This window comes from Atopomonas sediminilitoris, assembly GCF_022601735.1.
In the GTDB taxonomy this organism is placed as follows: domain Bacteria; phylum Pseudomonadota; class Gammaproteobacteria; order Pseudomonadales; family Pseudomonadaceae; genus Atopomonas; species Atopomonas sediminilitoris.
Genome location: NZ_JAKUMM010000008.1, coordinates 253,287 through 269,012 on the forward strand (window position 1 = coordinate 253,287; position 15,726 = coordinate 269,012).

17 protein-coding genes are annotated in these 15,726 nt (G+C 57.4%); 7 read left to right on the forward strand and 10 right to left on the reverse strand.

Annotation, left to right across the window (positions count from 1 at the left end):
• Positions 1-174: 174 nt before the first annotated feature.
• Positions 175-723, forward strand: a complete 549-nt coding sequence (locus MKI83_RS14130) for a DUF6160 family protein (protein ID WP_241587596.1) — start codon at positions 175-177, stop codon at positions 721-723.
• Between the two features lie 85 nt (positions 724-808).
• On the opposite strand, the gene MKI83_RS14135 is transcribed toward MKI83_RS14130, so the two are convergent.
• The 3 genes from MKI83_RS14135 to MKI83_RS14145 are packed head-to-tail and all read right to left on the reverse strand — an operon-like array spanning position 809 to position 2,452.
• Positions 809-1,282: an RDD family protein gene (locus tag MKI83_RS14135; protein ID WP_241587599.1), complete on the reverse strand. Its 474-nt coding sequence runs from the start codon at positions 1,280-1,282 to the stop codon at positions 809-811.
• 52 nt (positions 1,283-1,334) lie between these two features.
• Entirely contained in the window at positions 1,335-1,829 is a 495-nt protein-coding gene (locus MKI83_RS14140) for a 2-thiouracil desulfurase family protein (RefSeq protein ID WP_241587602.1), read from the reverse strand.
• Positions 1,823-2,452 carry a 2OG-Fe(II) oxygenase gene (locus tag MKI83_RS14145; RefSeq protein ID WP_370867402.1) on the reverse strand — a complete coding sequence of 210 codons (630 nt, stop codon included), beginning with the start codon at positions 2,450-2,452 and terminating at the stop codon, positions 1,823-1,825. The genes MKI83_RS14140 and MKI83_RS14145 overlap by 7 nt, the downstream gene beginning before the upstream one ends.
• Positions 2,453-2,597: 145 nt before the next feature.
• Between MKI83_RS14145 and MKI83_RS14150 the strand changes: the two genes are divergently transcribed.
• The gene (locus MKI83_RS14150) at positions 2,598-3,338 is read left to right on the forward strand and encodes a hypothetical protein (RefSeq protein WP_241587606.1); all 741 of its coding nucleotides are present in this window, start codon (positions 2,598-2,600) and stop codon (positions 3,336-3,338) included.
• Between the two features lie 6 nt (positions 3,339-3,344).
• On the opposite strand, the gene MKI83_RS14155 is transcribed toward MKI83_RS14150, so the two are convergent.
• Positions 3,345-4,283, reverse strand: a complete 939-nt coding sequence (locus tag MKI83_RS14155; protein WP_241587608.1) for an alpha/beta hydrolase — start codon at positions 4,281-4,283, stop codon at positions 3,345-3,347.
• Positions 4,284-4,387: 104 nt separating this feature from the next.
• Between MKI83_RS14155 and MKI83_RS14160 the strand changes: the two genes are divergently transcribed.
• Complete coding sequence (locus MKI83_RS14160) at positions 4,388-4,939, forward strand: DUF6436 domain-containing protein (RefSeq protein ID WP_241587610.1); 552 nt, start codon at positions 4,388-4,390, stop codon at positions 4,937-4,939.
• A 54-nt stretch (positions 4,940-4,993) separates the two neighbouring features.
• Entirely contained in the window at positions 4,994-5,473 is a 480-nt protein-coding gene (locus MKI83_RS14165) for a hypothetical protein (RefSeq protein WP_241587612.1), read from the forward strand.
• Here the strand turns inward: MKI83_RS14165 and MKI83_RS14170 are convergent.
• Positions 5,470-6,498: an AraC family transcriptional regulator gene (locus MKI83_RS14170; RefSeq protein WP_241587614.1), complete on the reverse strand. Its 1,029-nt coding sequence runs from the start codon at positions 6,496-6,498 to the stop codon at positions 5,470-5,472. The genes MKI83_RS14165 and MKI83_RS14170 overlap by 4 nt on opposite strands.
• 139 nt (positions 6,499-6,637) lie before the next feature.
• On the opposite strand from MKI83_RS14170, the gene MKI83_RS14175 reads away from it, so the two are divergent.
• Positions 6,638-9,013 carry a penicillin acylase family protein gene (locus MKI83_RS14175; protein ID WP_241587616.1) on the forward strand — a complete coding sequence of 792 codons (2,376 nt, stop codon included), beginning with the start codon at positions 6,638-6,640 and terminating at the stop codon, positions 9,011-9,013.
• An 81-nt stretch (positions 9,014-9,094) separates the two neighbouring features.
• On the opposite strand, the gene MKI83_RS14180 is transcribed toward MKI83_RS14175, so the two are convergent.
• The gene (locus MKI83_RS14180; protein WP_241587619.1) at positions 9,095-9,631 is read right to left on the reverse strand and encodes a PadR family transcriptional regulator; all 537 of its coding nucleotides are present in this window, start codon (positions 9,629-9,631) and stop codon (positions 9,095-9,097) included.
• A 194-nt stretch (positions 9,632-9,825) separates the two neighbouring features.
• On the opposite strand from MKI83_RS14180, the gene MKI83_RS14185 reads away from it, so the two are divergent.
• The gene (locus tag MKI83_RS14185; RefSeq protein ID WP_241587621.1) at positions 9,826-11,475 is read left to right on the forward strand and encodes a phytoene desaturase family protein; all 1,650 of its coding nucleotides are present in this window, start codon (positions 9,826-9,828) and stop codon (positions 11,473-11,475) included.
• Between the two features lie 138 nt (positions 11,476-11,613).
• Here the strand turns inward: MKI83_RS14185 and MKI83_RS14190 are convergent, their stop codons facing one another.
• On the reverse strand, positions 11,614-12,264 hold the full coding sequence (locus tag MKI83_RS14190) for a lysozyme inhibitor LprI family protein (protein ID WP_241587624.1): 651 nt from the start codon (positions 12,262-12,264) through the stop codon (positions 11,614-11,616).
• Here MKI83_RS14190 and MKI83_RS14195 point away from each other — a divergent pair.
• A protein-coding gene (locus MKI83_RS14195) for an IS3 family transposase (protein ID WP_241587627.1) occupies positions 12,255-13,342 on the forward strand; the annotation gives its coding sequence in 2 pieces (ribosomal slippage) (positions 12,255-12,507 and positions 12,507-13,342; 1,089 coding nt in all). The genes MKI83_RS14190 and MKI83_RS14195 overlap by 10 nt on opposite strands.
• 3 nt (positions 13,343-13,345) lie before the next feature.
• On the opposite strand, the gene MKI83_RS14200 is transcribed toward MKI83_RS14195, so the two are convergent.
• The 3 genes from MKI83_RS14200 to MKI83_RS14210 all read right to left on the reverse strand — a co-directional run.
• Positions 13,346-13,723 carry a hypothetical protein gene (locus tag MKI83_RS14200; RefSeq protein ID WP_306423265.1) on the reverse strand — a complete coding sequence of 126 codons (378 nt, stop codon included), beginning with the start codon at positions 13,721-13,723 and terminating at the stop codon, positions 13,346-13,348.
• A gap of 113 nt (positions 13,724-13,836) precedes the next feature.
• On the reverse strand, positions 13,837-14,637 hold the full coding sequence (locus tag MKI83_RS14205) for a hypothetical protein (protein WP_241587630.1): 801 nt from the start codon (positions 14,635-14,637) through the stop codon (positions 13,837-13,839).
• Positions 14,634-15,726, reverse strand: a 1,093-nt coding sequence (locus tag MKI83_RS14210; RefSeq protein WP_306423266.1) for a glycoside hydrolase family 19 protein, incomplete at its 5' end; no start/stop codon positions are given. The genes MKI83_RS14205 and MKI83_RS14210, both read right to left, overlap by 4 nt.

The window sequence follows — 15,726 nt, forward strand, 5'->3', positions numbered from 1 at the left end:
GCCTCCTTTTTTATGCCCTGCACATCGCGCCCAGCGCCCAAGCGCCCCAACCTTTCGCCAGTTTTCCGCCACAAGCGCAGCACGTCATTGCCCTGCGCCAAGCAAGCGACACAATAGATGTCGCAGTGTTTTGTTGTCGCTGCCCATAACAAGAACACACCATGGGACGACACCATGCTTAACAGAAGTGCTTACACCGCGTTATTGTTGGCCTGTAGCAGTGCCTGCTACGCGCTAACCCCAATGACCGACCAAGAACTGGCCGCCACCACCGGCCAAGCCGGTATCAGTTTGCGTTTAGATGTGCTGGCGCAAATTGGCCGTGTTGAATACCGCGACACCGACGCCAATGGCGGCAGCGTTAGCCTGCGCAACGTCAAAATTGATAACGGCTGCGTGACCGTCGCCGACTGCCCCAATGGCCAAGGCGGTGGCATTGCCTACGGCGCAGCCAAACTGGGCTTGTCGCTGCCGATTTTTGGCGTAGAGCTGCCGACGTTAAAGGTCGATGTGGTCAATACCGGCAGTGGTGACTCCGCGGTACAACTCACCCTGCCCGATCTAACCACTATCAACCAGCAAATGATCGCCAACGGTCTACCCGCACAACGGATTCGCATGCGCGTGGCTGGCGACATGTACGTGGGCGAAAGCAATCTGGGCAATGTTGAAATTCGCGACATCACCGACATCCGCGGCGAAATTCGCATCCGCGGCCACTGACCTTCCCACAAGAAACAGCAAGGCCCGCGCCACGTTAACGTGGGCGGGCCTTGGATTGGACATGCGCCCAAGTGACGCGCTGCGGTTAAAGGTCGCGGATCACCACGGTGCTGGCCATTTTGTCGTGCCAGCCTTGTTTGCGTGAATCAAACGCCACCCAAATCACCCCGATAAACAGCACCATCATTGAGGGGATATAGCCGACATAGCGCAACACTAAGCGACCGATGCTAACCGGCTGCTGGGTTTCGGCATCCACCACCCGCATGCGCAACGCCAGCTTACCCGGCGTGGCTTGCTTGTAGTGCCAGAACAACACCACCGCCGTACCAACCAGCAACTGCTGCACAATATCCCATGTGAAGCCCGGGCCTGAGCCCGTGCGCAACAGCTCATCGGTGTCGAACAGTGCAAAAAACAGCGGCACCAACAGCGCGATAACCAACACGCTGTCGATCAAGGCCGCTAACACGCGCAGCCAAAAGCCGGCGTACACCGGCGCGGCGGTGGTTGCATTGACTAACTGCGCCTGCGGGGCTTGGTAGGGGTTTTCATTCATCGAAAGCAGCTCCTTATGCTGACGGCAACGCTGAACCGCTCAGCGCTGGTGACTACGCATGGCGCGCCAACACGGCGGCCACTTGATCTAACTCATCCTCGCAAAAAACCTGTACACCTGCCATGCGCAAAGCCGCGGCTGTGACGCCTTCACCAGAAACCAGCGTGCCGTTAAAGCGACCGTCGTAGGTTTGCCGGTGCCCGCACGAGGGGCTACGCGCCTTGAGCACCGCCAAACGGATGCCATGCTGCGTTACCAAGCGCAGCGCCTGCTCGGCACCTGCGCGAAAGGCTGCGGCGACGTCGCGCCCTTGGTTATCCCAAAGCGGCAACTCGCCACGCCAGACAGCAGCACCATCACCGCCTAAGATTTCTGCCGGCGCGCGCGGCACCGGCAAGCCGCCTGCGACCTCGGGGCACAGCGCGCAAGCCAGCCCTTGCTCCCACCACTGTTGCAACAATGGATAAGCCGGCAGCAGCCGGTCGTCATACCGCACCCGCTGCCCGAGCAAACACGCCGACACCAGCACCCGTGGCGGGCTTACCACGGTATTTCGCCACGGCGCAAAAACCAGCCCGTGAGCGATAACCGCTCGCGGTGCGCCACGCGCACTTCGTGCGGCAGTAACGCGGAGCGAAAGCACACTAAGGTCCCCAGTTCTGGCTGCACGTCTTGCACGCTGCCGTCAGGCAGATACAGGCGCAGCTCGCCACCGTCTGCGGGCAACCAATGCTCATTGAGATACAGCACGATGGTGATCGTGCGCCGGTCATCGTCACGGAAACGATCCAGGTGTTTTTTGTAGAACGCCCCCGGCGGATACAGCGCGTAATGGCTTTCCAGCTCCTCGAGGCCCAAAAACAAGCTGGCGTTCAAAGCTTGCCGCAGCTGTTCACTGAGCGCCAAAAAGCGATCGGTGGCCGGCGTCATGCCCGGCTCTAACCAGCGGGTTAAGTCGCCACGAATGGCTTCGCGCACTTGCGCCTCATCACCGCGCCCAATGGCCGCTAGGCTCAACAGGCCTTCGTTTTGCCACAGGCGCGCCTGATCCGCTAATTCGCGCGCCATTTCCGCCGGCACAAAACCCGGCAAGACGCACCAACCGGGCTCGACTAAGCGCTCAACCAGTTCATCCAGAGCCGTTTCCGGCGTGAGAGGCGACAGCAACATGCAATTCTCCGCAGACCAGCGCACAGTGTAGGGCCGCGCCCGTGCCTTGGATACGCCGACGAAGCGCGCACGCACGCCACTCGACAAGCGCGCCGGCGCACGAAACAATAGCCACCTGCTCATTACCCCTCATGCGACCCCCATCATGCGTGCCCTGCTTGCCCTGTGCTGTGTTTTGTTTGCCCCTTTGTTGCTGGCCGATCCTTATGTTGCGCTGTACCGCGCCGCCGGTTGGGAGCAGCAACAACAGCACTTCCAACTGGCCCTGCAAAATGCCCAGCAGAGCTATCGCAACAGCCTGCCTGAGGCGGTCTATCAAAGCCTTAAGGACAATTCGCAGCGCCGCTTAGGCAGCGCACACATCGAGCAGCGCTTGCTCAATAGCCTGCGTCAGCAAGGGCTCGAAACAGCACCGGCCTTAGCGTTTTTTAGCGGCCCCGTGGGTCAGCGCGTGGTCATACAAGAGGTGCACGCCTCAAGCCCGAGCGAACTCAAGCGCAACGCCCAAGGCATAGCCCCCGTCAGCGCCAGTCCTGAGCGGCGCGCCATGGCGCAGCGCCTCAGCGCTGTGCTGCCGGTGCGCGAGGCCGGTGCGGAAGTCGCCCTGGCCTTGGGCAGCATCGCCGCTGACAGCTTGAGCCAAATGCTGCCGGGTTTGTTCGACACCCAACAAACGCAAAACTTGGTACAAAACCAGCGCGACCGCCTGCAACAGCAGATGGCCGGCGATTTAGTGCAAACCTTGTTGCACGTATACCGCGAACTGGACGACCACGAGCTAGCGGCCTTTGCCGAGTTTGCTGAGTCTGCCCAGGGTCGCGCTTACTATGCCGCCGCACTCAAGGCCTTGCGTGCGGGCCTTGCGGTTGGCCAGCCGCTGCCGTAACGCCGTTTAGCTCAGCAATTGCTGGCTTAAATAAGCCAAATAGCGCGCGCGGATATCGGCATGCTCGTTGGCCAGATGATGCCCCGCCGTGGGCAAGGTGAAGACCTGCGGCGCGGCAAACTTCTCCCCCAGCACGCGTAAGTTGTGCGCCCAATCCACGGTTTGATCTTGCTCACCCTGCACGATGATCGGCTGCAAGGCGCTGACCGGAGCGGCCTCCATGCGTGGAATCCAGCGCGCCAGCGCCCCAACCCAATCCACCGGCAAGGTGCGCGGCTGCAGCGGGTCAGCTTCACGTACAAAGCGCAAAAAATCGGCATCGTTACTGTTATTGGCAAAGCGCCGCGGGATGCTATCGACAAACGGGCGCAGCAAGCGGTAGCTCAACTGCGACATCCCCCACGACACCGGCCGCACCAACGGCGCCAAGAGCATGACCTTGCCCAGCCCCGTCGGCGCTTCGTTATGCAGTAGGTAATCCAACAAAATGCCGGCGCCGGTGCTTTGCCCCATCACGTGCCACGGGTGTGGCAAAGCTAACTCGGTCGCCGCTGCCATCAGGCCTTGCAAGGTCAACTGATAAAAGTGGAAGTCCTGAATACTGGCCCGCGCGCCGCTGGATAGCCCGTGCCCCGGCAGATCACAGGCCAACACGGCCAAATCATGGCTCAACGCCCAGCGTTGCAGATGGCCGTACAGCCCCATGTGATCGTAATAGCCGTGCAGCAACAGTAAGGTGCCTTTGAGCGGCCGACCTTGCGGCAACCACGCTTGCAGCGCCACTCGATAAGGCCCGACTTCACGCCGCCCGAGCAACACCTGCAGCACGCCTGTCTCGGGCATGGGGAGGCGATAAAACTGCCAATACGCGGCTGCCAAATCCGGCACTGGCGCACCCAAATCCGGTAGTTGCTCGACGAGCTTGGCGAGGCCTTGCTGATCCATTACGTTGCTCCAAATCATTCGCATCACTGCCCTATGTTGCCGATAATAGCCGCCCGCCAGCGTTTGCGCGGAGTTATCCCAAGGCACAAGGACCTGACACACCTGTGAAGGCCAAACCCATCCTGACTTTAGCGGCCGTCGCTGTGTGGCTGCTGGCAATGCTGACCGCTTTCTTGTGGTTTCAGCAGAGCTATATTCGCCCCTTTAGCGACAGCAACAGTCACCTCGACGCCTTGCAGTGGCACGCGCCGCAAGCCTTGCGCGGCGCTGGGCCGATTCGCGTGGTGCACTTCTGGCAGCCGGGCTGCCCATGCAATGTTGCCAACCAAGCGCACTTAAATGAGCTGCGGGTGAAGTACCGCGAACAGCCGGTGCAGTTTTTTCACGTCAAACACCCCAGCGAATCGGGGCAACTGCCCGGCCCGCTCAGCGATGTACTGGCCCTTGAAGCCAACGCCGCGTTTCGTCCACCGGTCAGCCCGGCAGTTGGTATTTGGGATAGCCAAGGCCGTCTGGCTTACTTTGGCCCCTACAGCGAAGGCATGGTGTGCAATGCCGCCAACAGCTTTATCGAGCCATTGCTGGATCGCCTACTCACCGGCGAGCGCATTCAAAGCAGCAACACCTTAGCCGTGGGTTGTTTCTGCCGCTGGTAACTTGCCACCCTGATATCAGCAAGGCAGCATGAGCCATCACCCAAGGAGATCGCCATGTTTCGGACCTTACTCAGCGCCGCCCTGCTTGCCAGCCTAACCTTCACCCCCATCGCGCAAGCAGAAACTATCGAAAGCGCCAAAGCCGAACTGGCCGCCACCCTGGTCAACGTTGAGGCGGGGCGCAAACAAACGATCGACAGCAACCTCAACCTAGGTGCCAGCGAAGCGGAAAAATTTTGGCCGCTGTACCAAGACTATCGCGGGCAGATCAGCGAGCTGGCCAATCAAGGCATCAGCACCCTGATCGACTATGCGCGCCTGCATAACAGCCAAAGCCTAACGCAAGTTGACGCGGCCAATATCCTTGAACAGGTACTCAAGCGCGACGCCCAACGCAGCGTGTTGAAGGAGCACTTTATTAACAAGCTATCGAGCGAGATCAGCCCGCGCGTGGCGCTGCGGTTTATGTTGATTGAAGGCCAGCTGGATTCGCTTAGCCGTTACGATGCCCTGCGCCAGATCCCGCTGGACTAAACCTCGGCCTTAAGACGCTGGCGCACCACTTGCGGGGTTTGCCCATACCAGCGTCGAAACGCCCGATAGAACGGCGACAGCTCGGCATACCCCAGCTGTCGCGCCACCTCTTTAAACGGCATCGCTTGCGTCAGCAGTGCGCTCACCTGCGCCCGCCGCACCCCATCCAACACTTGGCGAAAGCCTAAGCCGCGCTCGCTGAGCGCTTGCTTCAGTGCGCCAACCGGCATCGCTAACGCCTCGGCGCTGTGCGCCAACGTCATCGCCTGCGACGTGCCGAGCTGCCCCTGCAGCTGATTGCGCAAACGTTGCAGCAACAAATCACCGACTAGGCTGGCTAACTGCACCTGCGCCTCACGCTGCAACGCCGCAAACACCGAGGGGCAGGCATTGCGTGACGGCTTATCCAACACATCAGCCTGAAAGCACAGGGCATCATGCGCGGCGGCAAAGTGTGGGCGACAGCCTAACAAGCGCTCGTACTCCCCCCATTGCGCCGGCGCGGGGTGGCGCAGCTGTACCGCTTGCACCTGCACACGGCCATCGCTAACCCACTGCAGCAGCTTGAGCAGCAGCAATGCCAAACAATCACTTTGCTGCGCCAAATACGGCATGCCTTGGTAGCTGAGATCAAAAATCAGCCGTGCTTGCGCGCCGTTAACCTCAAGCCGCGCCAGCAAACCGCCCGACAACAACGCCTGATACTCCAGCAACGCCTGCAACCCTTGGCGCAGTGTGGCCGCCGATAACAACAGGTAGCCCGCCACGTCCAACGCGCGCGGCTGCATGGCCTCGGCCAAGTGCAAACCAATCTGCGCATCGCCCGTCAGCGGGGCAATCGCTTGCCAAAAGCGCGGTGCCAACTCATGCGGCTCGCGGCCATCGCTGAGCAATAAATTGCGCTCGGCACCCTGAAAGGCTTGACGGTAAATCTGCCCGGGATCAAAGCCCAGCGCCGCCAAGGCCTCGAACAAAAAACGCCGCAAGGTCACCGAGTGCGTCAGCGGCGCTGAAGAGGGGGGCACGACGGACTCGTTCATAAGCACCTCACAGAATTGACTTAAAAATATGCATCACCACACAAAAGGTCAATGCCGCAGAACAGGCAACGTCGCAGAATCAAGGGCATTACACCCTGCGATAACAACGACAAGAGGATTCTGTATGCGGCGGTTGCTCGGCTTTTCAGCATTAGCGCTCGCGGTGGCGGGCTTTAGCGCCATGGCTTATCTGGATGGCAAAACGCCCAAGCGCAGCGGCGAGCTCAGCTTGCAAGCGTTGAGCGCGCCCGTCAGCGTGACCTACGACACCACCGGCGTGCCGCATATCAAAGCGCAAAACGAGACCGACCTGTACCGCGCTCTCGGCTACGTGCAGGCCCAAGACCGCCTATTCCAGATGGAAATGCTGCGTCGCCTTGCGCGCGGGCAACTGGCCGAAGTGCTCGGGGAACAACTCGTCCCCACCGACACCTTGTTCCGCACCTTGCGGCTCGATCAGCAAGCACGCGAGCGCGCCGCCACCTTTGACCCCAGCACCCCAGCCGGCCAAGCGTTGACCGCCTACCTTGACGGCATCAACCAATGCCTTGAGCAATGCGCCACCCCGCTGGAGTTTGATCTGCTGGGCATTCCCAAGCGTGCCTTTACCGTCGAAGACACCTACGCCTCCGCCGGCTACTTAGCCTTTAGCTTTGCCAACGCTTTGCGCGCCGAGCCGGTGCTGAGCTTTATCAAAGACGAGCTGGGTAGCGACTACCTACGCATGTTTGACCTGAACTGGTATCCAGAAGGCGTGGTCGATCGCCCCTTGGCGCAGGCTGACTGGCAGAGCCTTGGCCACCTCGCCGCACTCAGTGCGCAAGCGCTCGAAGGCAGCGGCTTGCCGCAATTTGAAGGCAGTAACGCATGGGCGGTGGCCGGCAGCCGCACACAAAGTGGCAAGCCGTTATTGGCCAGCGACCCGCATATTCGCTTTGCCGTGCCCTCGGTATGGTACGAGGCCCACCTACAAAGCCCCACCCACGAGCTGTACGGACACTTTCAAGCGCTGATGCCGGTGCCTTTGCTGGGGCATAACAGTGAATTCGGCTGGGGCGTGACCATGTTCCAGAACGACGACATGGACCTGTTCGCGGAAAAAGTGAACCCCGACAACCCGCAACAAGTCTGGCACCGTGGCGCGTGGGTTGAACTCAGCGAAGAGGTGGTCGAGATCAAGGTTAAAGGCGCCGAACCCGTCGCGCTAACCCTGCAAAGCTCGCCCAATGGCCCGATCATCAACCCCGCCATGGGCAAGGTCGCCGGTAGCACGCCAATCAGCCTGTGGTGGCCGATTCTGACCGAGCAAAACCCCATTCTGGAAGGTTTCTACGACCTTGGCCGCGCCGACACCTTGGCGAAAGCGCGTGCGGCCGTCGAACAGATCGAGGCCCCCGGGCTGAACATCATGTACGCCAACGCCAAAGGTGACATTGCTTGGTGGGCAGCCGCCAAACTCCCCCAACGCAGCGCCCCGGGTAACCCAACTTTTATTCTGGATGGCAGCCTTGATGACACCACGCCGCAAGCCTTCCACCCGTTTAGCGCCAATCCGCAGGAAGAAAACCCCAGCCGAGGCTACATTCTGTCGGCCAACCACCAGCCAGCCCCCGCTAGCGGTATCGATATTCCCGGCTATTACAACCTGCCCGATCGTGCCCAACGCTTGAATCACCGTTTAAGCACCCCCGGCGTGCGCTGGAACACCGACAACAGCCGCGCCCTGCAACTCGACAGCGGCACCGCCTACGGCCCGCGCACGCTCGCCGTGATCATCCCGACCTTGCGCGAGCTCGTCGGCGATGATGACGCACAACAAGCCCTGCTCGACCAACTGGCGCAGTGGGACGGCGACTACCGCCGCGATAGCCAAGCCGCCAGCCTGTTCACCAGCCTCAGCTATGCGATCACCCGCGCCGCCATGGCCGATGAGCTTGGCGAAGACCTGTTCACCGCGCTGCTCTCCGTGCGCAGCTTCGACACCGCGCTACCGCGTCTGCTGGCCGATGCCAGCTCACCGTGGTGGAACAACGTGCATAGCGAAGCATCAGAAAGCCGCCGCGACATTCTGGTGCAAGCGTGGCAAGCCGCCCTCGATGAATTCGACTCACTCGCCGATGAGGGGCGCTGGGGCGCAAGCCACACACTCACCCATCTGCACCCATTGGGTAGTCAGGGGGGCGTGCTCGGCTGGGTCTTCAACGTCGGGCCACTGGCAGCCCCCGGCGGGCATGAGACGCCCAACAACCTCTCCAGCAGCATGGGCCCTGCGCCGTGGTCGGTGAGCTACGGGCCGTCGACCCGTCGTTTGATCGACTTTGCCGCGCCGGAAAAATCGCTTGGTATCAACCCAGTCGGGCAAAGCGGTGTATACGGCGATCAGCATTATGACGATCAAGCCGAGCGTTACATTCGCGGCGAATACCGCCAGCAATGGCTCAGCGAAGAGGACATCAGCCGACACAGCAGTGGCACACTACAACTCACACCCGCGCCATAAGGGTTAGCACGGCGGCGAGTGATCACGCGATCAACCGCCGCCGTGGCTTGCCACGTAGATCAGTGCCGCACCCGGCGCGGGCTACGCGCCTTTTAACTCCGCCAGCACTTCATCCGCCCACGCCAGCCACGCTTGCTCGCCCAAAATACCGCGCCGCAGAGTCAGATACGGCAAGCGCTGTTGTGCCTGCTCAGCCGCGCTCAGGGCGCGGTATTGCTGCTCAATGGCTTGTAAGCGTGTCAGGGTGTCCGCATGCGTGAGCCGATGGCGCTCAAGCTCGCCAACCAGATTATCTGGCTCAGCCAAGGCACCGCCGTACAGCTTCACCAGCAACGCGTCATTAATCTTGTTCGGCGCCGCGGGCTCGGCCTGCCAACGCTGCAACTCCGCCAACCCCGCCCGCGTTAAGCTGTAGACCTTACGATCGGGCTTGTCGCTTTGCGCATCCAGCTGGCAAGCCAGCCAGCCGTCCTCACTCAAGCGCCGTAACTCTTGGTACACCTGCTGGTGCTTGGCATTCCAGAAATAGCCCAGCGACTGTTTAAAGTGCTGCACGATGTCGTAGCCACTACCGGGCTCGGTGGCCAACAAAGTCAGAATCGCGTGACGCAAAGACATGGCAGTTCCTAGGTAAACAAAACAGCAAATAACGGCGCGGATTCTACGCCATGGGGCGCGCACATCCGCATCACGTCAGCACCACGCCGGTACTATGCAAATATTTGCATTACTCCGCACACTGGCGTAACAATACCTCAATGCAATTAATTGCATAGTTAGGCTCCCCAAAATAACAAACAACAGGCCCCACCATGAAACGCACCGGCACCCGTTTTCGCGTACAAAAAGCACTCACTCATTACGACACCATCGTGATTGGCTCAGGCATTGGCGGGCTTTGTACGGCGGCGTTGCTGGCCAAAACGGGGCAGAAAGTCTGCGTGCTAGAGCAGCACTACACCGCCGGCGGGTACACCCATGTGTATGAGCGCGGCGGTTACGAGTGGGATGTTGGCGTGCATTACATTGGCGAAGTACACAAGCCATGGTCGGTGATTCGCCGCGTGTTTGACGTCATCACCGACGGCCAACTTGAATGGGCCGAGATGGACCAGCACTACGACCACATCGTGATTGGCGGCAAAGAGTTCCGCTACCTCGCCGGCCGCGATGCGTTTAAAGAAGAAATTAAACGCCACTTCCCCGAAGAAAGCGCCGCAATCGACCGCTATGTCGACCTGATCAGCGAAGTCAGCAGCAAAATCCCGCGCTTCTTCGCCGGCCAAGCGCTGCCACGTAGCCTCGGCACGCTGTACAACAAGCTGCGCCGTCGCCTGTTCCCTGCTTATTTTTTCCAAAGCACGCGCGAAGTACTCGAAGGGCTGACACAAAACCAAGAACTGATCGGCGTGCTCACCGCGCAATGGGGCGATTACGGCCTGCCGCCGGCGCAAGCCGCCTTCGTCATGCACGCCATGGTCGCCAAACACTACATCACCGGCGGCAACTACCCCGTCGGCGGCTCAGTACGCATCGCCGAAACCATCATTCCTGTGATCGAAGCGACGGGCGGCCATGTGTTTACCTATGCCGGCGTGGAGCAAGTGCTGGTCAAAGACAACACCGCCTACGGGGTCAAAATGGCCAAAGACGGCCACGTCATCACTGCCGACAAGATCGTCAGCTGTGCCGGCCTGTTACCGACCTACGACAAACTACTGCCCAAAACCGTCGCCGCACCGCTGGGCCTGCTCAAGCAAACCGAACAGGTCAAACCCTCGGCCTCGCACGTCTGCATCTACGCCGGCTTCAATGGTGATAGCAAAACCCTGAAACTGCCGAAAACCAACTACTGGCTCTATCCGGAGTTCAATCACGACCTGTCGGTAAAACGCTTTATGGACTCACCGGGCATGGACTTCCCGATGATCTACATCTCATTCCCGTCGGCCAAAGACCCAGACTGGAACCGCCGCTACCCCGATAAATCGACAGTCGAAATTGTCGCCCCAAGCTTTCCGCACTGGTTTGAACAGTGGAAAGGCAGCACCTGGAACAAGCGTGGTGAAGACTACGAGGCCTTCAAAGAAAAGATCAGCCAAGTACTGTTAGAAGCGCTGTACCAACACCAACCGCAACTGCGCGAAGCACTGGATTTTTACGAGCTATCCACGCCGCTTTCCACCGAATGGTTCCAGTGGAATCAAGTCGGCGAAATCTACGGCCTAGAGCACACCGTCAAGCGCTTTGAACAACACTGGATCCACCCGCAAACCGAGATCAAAAACTTCTACCTGACCGGCTCCGACGTCGTCACCGCCGGCGTTGGCGGCGCGTTAATGGGCGGCGTCCTATGCACCGCCCGCATGCTCGGCTGGAAAGCCTACAAAGTGAAACAAATGATCGCCGACGCCTACCAAACCGAACCATCAAGCACCGCACAAACCGCATCCAATGTGTGATTAACCGCAAGATGAACCTAAGCGCAGCGACCTAGTCCACCCTAGAGCGCTGCGCGAAGACTTTGCGGTTTTGGCTTAGCCAGCGGGCTTTGGGTTAAGCAAAAGCCTGCTCATGGCGCTTACTAAGGGCGGGCAAGATCAGGTGCCAAGTGAAGACTGTATCTGTACATTTCCATTGAGTATGTATCGCAAGGACTCCACCCTCTCTTGGGTTCGTAGGTAAAGACAACGTTGCTGGTAGGTTGAACTCATTTCTAAACAATCCGCATCACGATAACGAAGCCAAGCGCGCTGAGCTTGACGCAGCGATTCAGCGAGACTCTTTGGCGTGACTTCAAGCAGGTGCTGATAATTTGCGTTTAATACCTCGTCGCTTTGGCTAAGCAAGTAACGCCAAGGGGAGCCTGCTAACTTAGGCTCGCGCGCTTGGTGAAGGTAGAGCAATGGCTGATCATGACTGCTGCGAAGCCCCCATTGAGGGATATCCAGATGAAGCGTCAATGTGCCTTCATCAAGGGAGTCCAGTTCCGAGCGATAGCTCAGCCAAAGGTAGTTCCAGTTGTCGAGAGGGCGAGTAGGGACATTAACCTGACGAATTTCAAGGATGTTTCTACCATTTTCACTGAGTTCAATCTTCCAACAACTCCAGCCAAGCTGTTCCAGACCTGCCTCACACCCAAAGGGTGTTGGCGGCCTCCTTAGGTCACCCGGTAATCCCCCCTGAAAAAAGCACTCGCCATAAGTAGAATTTTCTCCTAACCGGACCAAGGAAATTTTGCGTGAAGACATCCCGTTTTTCAGACAGCCAAATCATCGCCACTCTCAAACAGGGCGAGGCAGGCACGCCGGCACCGGAGCTGTGTCGCGAGCATGGCATCAGTTCGGCGACCTTCTACAAATGGCGCGCCAAGTTCGGCGGCATGGATGCATCTTTGATGACCTGCCTGCGCGAGCTTGAGGAAGAGAACCGTCGCCTCAAAAAAATGTATGCCGAGGAGCGCCTCAAGGCTGAAATCATCCAGGAGGCCATGGCAAAAAAGTGGTGAAGCCATCTCGGCGGCGGGAGATGGCGCAGCAAGTCGTTCAGGCTGGCCGAATCAGTATCAAGCTGGCGTGCCAAGCCTTTAGCGTGAGCATTACCTGCTACCGCTACCAGCCGCTGTTATCTTCGGAAAACGCTGAGATTGCCGACCACCTGATCCGCCTTACCCACAACCAACGCAACTGGGGTTTTGGCTTGTGCTTCTTATATCTACGCAACGTGAAAGGCTACCGCTGGAACCACAAGCGGGTGTACCGCATCTATCGTGAGCTGGAGCTGAACTTGCGGATCAAGCCGCGCAAACGCATCGTACGGGAAAAGCCCCAACCGCTGGCGGTGCCTGAAGCGATCAATCAATGTTGGTCGATGGACTTCATGCACGATCAGTTATCGGATGGCCGTAGTTTTCGGGTATTCAACCTGATCGATGACTTTAATCGTGAAGCATTGGCCATGGATATCGACTTGTCTCTGCCGGCAGAGCGTGTGATACGCGCCTTAGATCAGGTGATTGAATGGCGTGGCAAGCCGCGCGCAATCCGCAGCGATAATGGCCCTGAGTACATCAGCAGCAAGCTTGTGCTCTGGGCTGAAAAGCACGACATCCGCCTAGAGCATATTCAGCCCGGCAACCCGCAGCAAAACGCCTACGTCGAACGTTACAACCGAACGGTGCGCTACGACTGGCTAGGGCAATACTTATTTGAGTCGATAGCTGAGGTGCAAGACTACGGAACAAACTGGATCTGGACATACAATCACGAGCGCCCGAATATGGCCCTCGGAGGCATCACCCCCAAACAGAAACTGGCCTTAGCAGCCTAACCTCTACTTCTGGCGAGCGTTAAATATGGGGGGATTACCCATATACAGGCTGTAGAGCGTGATAGCCGGCGGCGTAGCTGCACCGGGCTTATTCAGCGCTGGTGCTTGTAGGCGATGACGCACCAAGACAAAACCGGAGGAAAACGGCGCTCGCTTGAAGGTCGGCACATCCCTCGCGAACTCGCTGACGGGGTAACGCTCGTCAATGCGATAAGCCACCACCTCACCATCGGCCATGCAGCGCACGCTACTTTGATCGAAGGTGGCTTGGGTGCCGCTATCGAAATGAATACCCCCATGCCACAGGCCATTATTGCCCACGGGGTAAAACCCGCCCTTGGCTTTGGCCAGCGCGGCCATGGCGGCAAATGGATTAAGCAACTTTTAACACGCGCCTACAGTCATTACCTTTCCAGAGAAAGGTGTAGCTTTTTTATTATGCGATACCAACCATAAACAAACCAATCAACTTTTCGCCCCTGCATTAATATCACTCAATTAAAAATTAACTGCGAAGACAAAATCCACCCTTCCACCTTAGAAACACCACCAGAATATTCAACCTTATAATAGAGCCCCTTAGGGGCCTGAAAGAAATCTAATAGCAAAACCTTATCACCACCCACCAGATAGCCTTTTCTTTCTTCAAAAAAACCATCAGACACTCTATTATTGAGCCTTGCCTTAGCCACCGAAACGACTGCAAACGCCTGCAACAGGCTAGATTTATAGATTATCTTTGGCGATCCACATGAACGCTCACCACAAACATTTTCCCTAGCGAGAAAATCATCTATATCCACTTTCTTCTTGCATAGGAAATAATCATTTCTACTAGCAGAATAGCAAAGAGTATCTTCGTGCCACCTAGCCATGTCTCGATACGAGCTAATGATCTTACGCTGCCCAAAATCTGGATTCACAATCAATCCGACTTTCGACTCAACAAGCTCCCCCTTTAAGGGATCGTTCAAAAAAAGCGTGTAGCTCTCGTTTACATCACTCTTCCCATATGGAACTGCAAAGTCACACCCCCCCACCCCTGTAATATCGCCAACAATTAACTCACCACCCTCGGGAATATCATCTAAATCCACAGAGAATTTACTAGCGCCAGCTTCCAGAACAAGGTACTGATCATCAACATACGCTTTCACTTTCGTTGTATCGCAACCTACAATAGCGGCATCCCTACTTAAATCCAAACCTTCATCCAAAGTTAAATATGCGACCTCCCCTCGCGCAGGCAGCGCCTGCAATAGCAACAAAAAACTCAACACCATAACCGCTTTCATCTCACGTTCCCTTTAATCACTCGAAATAATTGCTGCCTTGCCTCAAGACCGCGACGCCCCCCATTGACAATTTTTGTTACTCTCCGCACAACCTCATCATCTTTTTGTGCTTCAGAAAGCCCCGACTGAGAAGACAACTCCTGATAGTATCGATCAATTTTTTTATTTAAGCTTTCGCCTTTGAATACCGTCCAAAACCACAGAGAGGCACTTATCGCCAACTCCATATTTCTAGCCACAGCATCAGGATCACCCACACAATCAACCCCGCTATAGTCACTAAAAGCTTTATAAGCGCTCTTCCACGTTATTTGTATAAGACCTCGCCCCTTATATTTTGGACCATCGCCTACTACCGTGTTCCCTTCTGCCATGATTTGCCGGTGTCTTCTACACGCCCTGCTGTTCACACCATAAGCACTGCATACAGTAGCTGGATGGGTTGCCAAGTCGTAGTCCAATCCATCTGCGTACTCAACCATTGTATTAAAGTGATCACTTTCATGATAACACTGCGCCAAGAAATGAGCCTTGTGAAGACAAGAGGCAAAACCGTAAGACTTAAACGCAGAGTTAATTAGATCTACAAATCTTCCTATAGAGCCATTAAACGCATCCCCATCCTTCGGCATATTATATGCAGAGAAAATACGCCTATCACCAAATACAGACTTAAACTTCTCTACGGACAGCTCACAGTTACATGAGCTCTGCTGGTATTTCGCAATCAATGCAGTCGATTGCAAATGCCACGCCCTTCCACTCCCATTAAGCCCCACCTTTTCAGCCACACCCTCCCACCAACACAGCTTCTGAATTCGCTTCTTCTCTTCCACCCACACAGCATTCGGGTCTACTGGGGTGTGCTCCATTAAGACGTCAAGCTCGTCCCATTTGGTTTGGTTCCAGAACCACTCGCTTTCGTGCCGGGTGATCAGTTGGCCGAGGGCTTGGGCTTGCCAAGGCTTGCTGTGTGCGGCGCGGATTTCGTCGCTGGTGAGGTGGCTGTCTTGGTTGGTGTCGATCACGTCGTAGAGGCGCTGTTTGACTGGGCCTTTGTCGCTTTGGTCGATCAGGGCTTGGTATTGG

Bases quoted from the DNA above. Each gene is read 5' to 3' on its own strand.
- MKI83_RS14130 (WP_241587596.1), top strand. From the start codon at position 175: ATGCTTAACAGAAGTGCTTACACCGCGTTATTGTTGGCCTGTAGCAGT.
- MKI83_RS14135 (WP_241587599.1), bottom strand. From the start codon at position 1,282: ATGAATGAAAACCCCTACCAAGCCCCGCAGGCGCAGTTAGTCAATGCA.
- MKI83_RS14145 (WP_370867402.1), bottom strand. From the start codon at position 2,452: ATGTTGCTGTCGCCTCTCACGCCGGAAACGGCTCTGGATGAACTGGTT.
- MKI83_RS14150 (WP_241587606.1), top strand. From the start codon at position 2,598: ATGCGTGCCCTGCTTGCCCTGTGCTGTGTTTTGTTTGCCCCTTTGTTG.
- MKI83_RS14155 (WP_241587608.1), bottom strand. From the start codon at position 4,283: ATGGATCAGCAAGGCCTCGCCAAGCTCGTCGAGCAACTACCGGATTTG.
- MKI83_RS14165 (WP_241587612.1), top strand. From the start codon at position 4,994: ATGTTTCGGACCTTACTCAGCGCCGCCCTGCTTGCCAGCCTAACCTTC.
- MKI83_RS14175 (WP_241587616.1), top strand. From the start codon at position 6,638: ATGCGGCGGTTGCTCGGCTTTTCAGCATTAGCGCTCGCGGTGGCGGGC.
- MKI83_RS14180 (WP_241587619.1), bottom strand. From the start codon at position 9,631: ATGTCTTTGCGTCACGCGATTCTGACTTTGTTGGCCACCGAGCCCGGT.
- MKI83_RS14185 (WP_241587621.1), top strand. From the start codon at position 9,826: ATGAAACGCACCGGCACCCGTTTTCGCGTACAAAAAGCACTCACTCAT.
- MKI83_RS14190 (WP_241587624.1), bottom strand. From the start codon at position 12,264: ATGTCTTCACGCAAAATTTCCTTGGTCCGGTTAGGAGAAAATTCTACT.
- MKI83_RS14205 (WP_241587630.1), bottom strand. From the start codon at position 14,637: ATGAAAGCGGTTATGGTGTTGAGTTTTTTGTTGCTATTGCAGGCGCTG.